This is a genomic window from Streptomyces sp. NPDC055078 (assembly GCF_053607985.1).
Genome location: NZ_JBSGUP010000647.1, coordinates 1 through 4,673 on the forward strand (window position 1 = coordinate 1; position 4,673 = coordinate 4,673).

Consider the following 4,673-nt stretch of genomic DNA (forward strand, 5'->3'; position numbering starts at 1 on the left):
CTCCGGGGCCGCCGAAAGGCCGGAACTCGCTGCTATGTGCATGGAGTTCGGTGGTACGGGGAGGTCGTCCCCGCATGGACGTGGTCCCCACATGGGGGGAGGTCATCCCCGCATGGACGTGGTCCCCACATGGCGGGAGGTCGTCCCCGCATGGACGTGGTCCCCACATGGCGGGAGGTCGTCCCCGCATGGGGAGGCGGGTCCCCGCATGGAGGTGGTCCCCGCATGGAGGTGGTCCCCGCATGAGCGACCGGCCGGGAAACGCGGTCGCCGCGCCTGGCCGCGGTCGGCGTCGGGTCACCACCGGGAGATGAGCGGTGTGTCCGGTCCGTGTTGCCGCCAGGCTTCGGTGAGGCGGACGAGGCGGGTGGGGGCGGCGATGCCGCGCACGGTCGCGATCCTGCCGCCTGTGATGTCGAACGTCACGGCGCCGATGACCTGGTCGCCCCTCTTTGGATGGCCGTCTTGATCCGCAGGGCCTTCCGCCCGCCCATGTACTTCGGCTTCGCCTGTCCTTCGCCGTCGATCGACTGCCAGATCCCGTCCCGCTGCCCGAGGCTGATGGCGTTGTACAGGTAGACCAGTTTGACGTTCGCGATCGTGCGGCCGGTGAGGCGCCCGATGATCGCCTCGAATGCCTGTCGGCCGGTGAAGCCTGCCGAGCCGCAGGACATCGGCAGCGGAAGACCGTTGTCCCCGGGGGTATGGACACTGTCGCCGACGGCGTAGACGTTCGGGTGCGAGGCCGACCGCATGGTGCGGTCGACGACGATCCGGCCGTTCCCGGTGACCTCCAGCCCGCCGGCGGCGGCGATGGGGTCGACCGCGAACCCGGCCGTCCACACGGTCGCGTCGGACGCCAGGGCGGTGCTGTCGGCGCACAGCACCCGCGCCGCTTCGACGGCTTCGGCGCTGGTGTGCTCCAGGACGGTGACGCCAAGCCGGTCGCACGCCTGGCGCAGATGGCCGCGCGCTCCGGCGGAGAGCCGGGCACCCAGCTCACCGCGGGCGATCAGCGCCACCGACAGGCCGGGCCGGGCTTCGGCGATCTCGGTGGCGGTCTCGATGCCGGTCAGCCCGTCGCCGACGACCACCACCTTCCCGCCGTCGCCCAAGCCGACCAGGCGCTCGCGCAGACGCAGCGCCGAGGGCCTGGTGGCGACGTCGAAGGCGTGTTCGGCGACGCCGGGGACGGCATGGGTGTCGCCATGGCTGCCGAGCGCGTACACCAGCGTGTCGTAGCCGAGTTCACCGCCGCCGTCGGCGTCGGCCACGGCGACGACCTGGCGCTCGGGGTCGACGGCGGTGACCCGGGCCACGCGCAGCCGGATCCCGGTGCCCGCGAAGACATCGGTGAGCTGCGGGGCCTGGAGGTCCCGGCCGGCCGCCAACTGGTTCAGCCGCATCCGCTGGACGAAGTCCGGCACGGCGTTGACCACGGTGATCCCGGTGTCCGCCGGGGACAGCCGACGGGCCAGGTTTCCGGCCACATAGGCCCCGGCATACCCGGCGCCGAGGACAACGATGCGGTGCTTCATATGACGCTCCTAGTCGGTTCGCCTCGCTCTTCGTGAGTTGAGCGGGACAGCGCCCCGATTCCTGACAGAAACCCCGCACATGTGGCGTGGGTCACAGAGTGGCGGGGGCGCCGCCCGACGATCCGACGGCGCAACCGGGCCCGCCAGGCCCCCGGGCCCCGCAGGCCCCGCAGGCCCCGCCGTGCCGCGCAGGCCCCGCCCCGAGCACCCAGACCCCCGGGCCCGCAGGCCCCCGGAGCGCCCAGGTCACGACACCCGGTTCACAGCACCCAGGTCACGAAACCCTGGTCGCCTTCTTGAAGATCTCGAAGACGGCCAGGTAGTTCTTGCCGCCATGGCCCTCGGCGATCGCCCGTGCGGCGATCTCCTTCATCAGCCGCGGCTGGTCCGCATGGACGCCCTGCTCCACACACGTACGGACGATGTGCTCCAGCGCGCTCAGGTTCATCTCCATCGTGCCCGCGTCACCGGGGTAGTGCCCCTTGTCCAGCTCGGGTGCCTGCTCGGCGAGGGACGCGTCGACGACCGTGGGCATGAACCAGTTGACGGCGAGATCGGCGAACGTGGTCACCGGGACATCCGCCGAGCCGACCAGCGCGGCGGCGTGCAGAAAGCCGTTGACGGTCGCGTACATCAAGCCGAGCAGTGCCGTGTTGTACAGCACCGCCAGACCGGGGTCGGGCCCGAGATACCGGGGATCGCCCAGGCTCGCCAGCGGCGCCCGGTGCCGGTCGAGTACGGCCCGGTCACCGCTGTACAGGAAGACGGACGTCGGCTGCCCGACGAGCGTCGGCGGCACCATGATCGCGCCGTCGAGGTACTCGGCACCGCGCTCCCGTGCCCAGTCGGCCGCCGCGTGCGCCTCCTGCGGCGTCCCGGAGGAGAGGTTCACCAGCACCCGGCCCCTGAGGGCGTCACCGGCCGCCCCGAAGACCTCGTGAAGGGACTCGTAGTCCTTCAGACAGATGAGGGTGAGCGGGCTCGCGGAGACGGCCTCCGCGACGGACCCGGCGCGCTGGGCCCCCCGCGCGACCAGGTCGTCGGCCCGCTCCGGCGTACGGTTCCAGACGGTCAGGGGGCGGGTGTGGTCGAGAAGCGTCTCGGCGAGGGCGAGGCCCATAGGGCCGAGACCGATGAGGGAGACGGCCGGACGCCGGGCGTCCGCCGCTGATCGCTGCGTAGTCATACGGATTAGGCTGGCGTCTCACACCGATGTGAGAGTCAACTGAACGTGGTGGTCATCACATGCGTATGGGCGAGTTCTCCCGGCGAACCGGGGTCAGTCAGCGGCTGTTGCGCTACTACGAGGAGCAGGGGCTGCTCGCGCCGTCGCGGCGACAGAGCGGATACCGCGAGTACGCGGAGGAGGACATCGCCACCGTGTGGGGTATCCGTACCCTCCTCGGCGCCGGTCTCAGCACCACCACCATCGCCGAACTGCTGCCCTGTATGGCCAACGACGGCCAGGTCCTGGCACCGGCCTGTTCGGGCCTGCTGCCCGACCTCTACCGGGAACGCGAACGGCTCGACGACGCCGTGGGCGAACTGCTGGCCGCGCGCGACGCGCTGGACACCGTCATCGCCGCCACGGTGACGGACGGCGTCGACTACCCGGACGCCTACCGCGAGGCCGACGCACCTGCCGCATGACCCCGGCACCCGGGCGGTACGCTCCCGTCCGCATCCGGTCGCGTATGCCCCCGGCACCCGGCCGGTACGGCACCGGGCGCACCCGGACAGGCGACCAGGCGACGGCCGATCCCCGCGCCGGCACCCGGGACTGCCCCGGGGAAGTCAGTCGGTCGCCCGCTTGGGGCGCCACACCACCAGCGCGCTCGCCTGCTGGACATCCTGATACGGCACCAGATCGCGCCGGTACGAGGCATGCACCTGCGCCTCGCGCTGCTGCATCGCCACCGCCGCGCCCTCCACGGCGGCCGACAGCTCGGCGACCCGGGACTGGAGCGCCGCGACCTGGTTCTCCAGCTCGATGATGCGCTTGATGCCCGCGAGGTTGATGCCCTCGTCCTGGGACAACTGCTGCACGGTGCGCAGCAGTTGGATGTCACGGGCGGAGTAGCGCCGCCCCCGGCCGGCCGTGCGGTCCGGGGAGACCAGGCCGAGCCGGTCGTACTGCCGCAGGGTCTGCGGGTGCAGCCCCGAGAGCTGAGCCGCCACCGAAATCACATACACCGGCGACTCATCGGTCAGTTCGTAGGGGTTACGGCGCCTTCCGTCCATGTCATGCTCCCTTCGCGGCCTGGAACAGCTCAGCCCGCGGGTCCTCCTCCGCCGTGGCGTCGCGGTAGGTCTCCAGCGCTTCCTTCGCCTTGTCGCTCAGCTCCTGGGGGACCGCGACCTCGACGGTGACCAGCAGGTCACCGCGGGTGCCGTCCTTGCGGACGGCGCCCTTGCCGCGGGCGCGCATGGTCCGGCCGTTGGGTGTGCCGGCCGGCAGTTTCAGGGTGACGGGGGGCCCGCCGAGGGTGGGCACCTTGACCTCGCCGCCGAGCACCGCCTCCGCGTAGGTGACGGGCACGGTGACCGTGAGGTTGTCGCCCTTGCGGCCGAAGACGGGGTGCTCGCCGACATGGACGACGACATAGAGGTCACCGGCGGGTCCGCCCCGCTCACCCGGGGCGCCCTTGCCGCGCAGCCTGATCCGCTGGCCGTCGGAGACTCCCGCCGGGATACGGACCTGCATGGTGCGCGAGGAGCGGGCACGCCCGCTGCCCTTGCATACCTCGCAGGGGTCCTGGGCGATCAGCCCGCGCCCCTTGCAGTCGACACAGGGGTCGGTCAGCGAGAAGGAGCCGGTGCCGCCGCGCGAGACCTGGCCGGTGCCGACGCAGGTCGGGCACACCCGGGGGGTGCCGTTCTTGTCGCCGGTGCCCGAGCACGCCTTGCACGCGGCCGAACTGGACATCCGCAGCGGGACCGTGGCCCCGTCGACGGCCTCGGTGAAGCTGAGCGTCACCTCGGACTCGATGTCCTGGCCCCGGCGCGGCTGGATACGGGTGCCGGTGGTGCCGGTGCCCCGGTTGAACAGTCCGCCGAAGACATCGCCGAGCCCGCCGCCGAAGCCGCCGGCGCCGCCCGGGCCCTGCTGGGGCCCGCCCTGGGCGCCTCCGAAGA

At 72.0% G+C, this 4,673-nt stretch carries 6 protein-coding genes; 1 reads left to right on the forward strand and 5 read right to left on the reverse strand.

What is annotated here, in order from left to right; translation table 11 throughout:
* Nucleotides 1-297: 297 nt before the first annotated feature.
* From ACWF94_RS33975 to ACWF94_RS33985, 3 genes are all read right to left on the reverse strand, one after another.
* Nucleotides 298-426 (reverse strand): hypothetical protein, encoded by a 129-nt coding sequence (locus ACWF94_RS33975; RefSeq protein WP_453497533.1) that lies wholly within the window; start codon nt 424-426, stop codon nt 298-300.
* Nucleotides 423-1,538 (reverse strand): NAD(P)/FAD-dependent oxidoreductase, encoded by a 1,116-nt coding sequence (locus tag ACWF94_RS33980; RefSeq protein ID WP_453497536.1) that lies wholly within the window; start codon nt 1,536-1,538, stop codon nt 423-425. The genes ACWF94_RS33975 and ACWF94_RS33980 overlap by 4 nt, the downstream gene beginning before the upstream one ends.
* 274 nt (nt 1,539-1,812) lie before the next feature.
* The gene (locus tag ACWF94_RS33985; protein ID WP_453497539.1) at nt 1,813-2,724 is read right to left on the reverse strand and encodes an NAD(P)-dependent oxidoreductase; all 912 of its coding nucleotides are present in this window, start codon (nt 2,722-2,724) and stop codon (nt 1,813-1,815) included.
* Nucleotides 2,725-2,783: 59 nt separating this feature from the next.
* Here ACWF94_RS33985 and ACWF94_RS33990 point away from each other — a divergent pair, with 59 nt between their 5' ends.
* The gene (locus ACWF94_RS33990; protein WP_453497542.1) at nt 2,784-3,188 is read left to right on the forward strand and encodes a MerR family transcriptional regulator; all 405 of its coding nucleotides are present in this window, start codon (nt 2,784-2,786) and stop codon (nt 3,186-3,188) included.
* 144 nt (nt 3,189-3,332) lie between these two features.
* Here the strand turns inward: ACWF94_RS33990 and ACWF94_RS33995 are convergent, their stop codons facing one another.
* Nucleotides 3,333-3,779: a heat shock protein transcriptional repressor HspR gene (locus tag ACWF94_RS33995; protein WP_453497545.1), complete on the reverse strand. Its 447-nt coding sequence runs from the start codon at nt 3,777-3,779 to the stop codon at nt 3,333-3,335.
* 1 nt (nt 3,780) lies between these two features.
* Nucleotides 3,781-4,673 (reverse strand): DnaJ C-terminal domain-containing protein (locus ACWF94_RS34000; protein ID WP_453497548.1); only part of this gene is annotated, 893 nt, incomplete at its 5' end.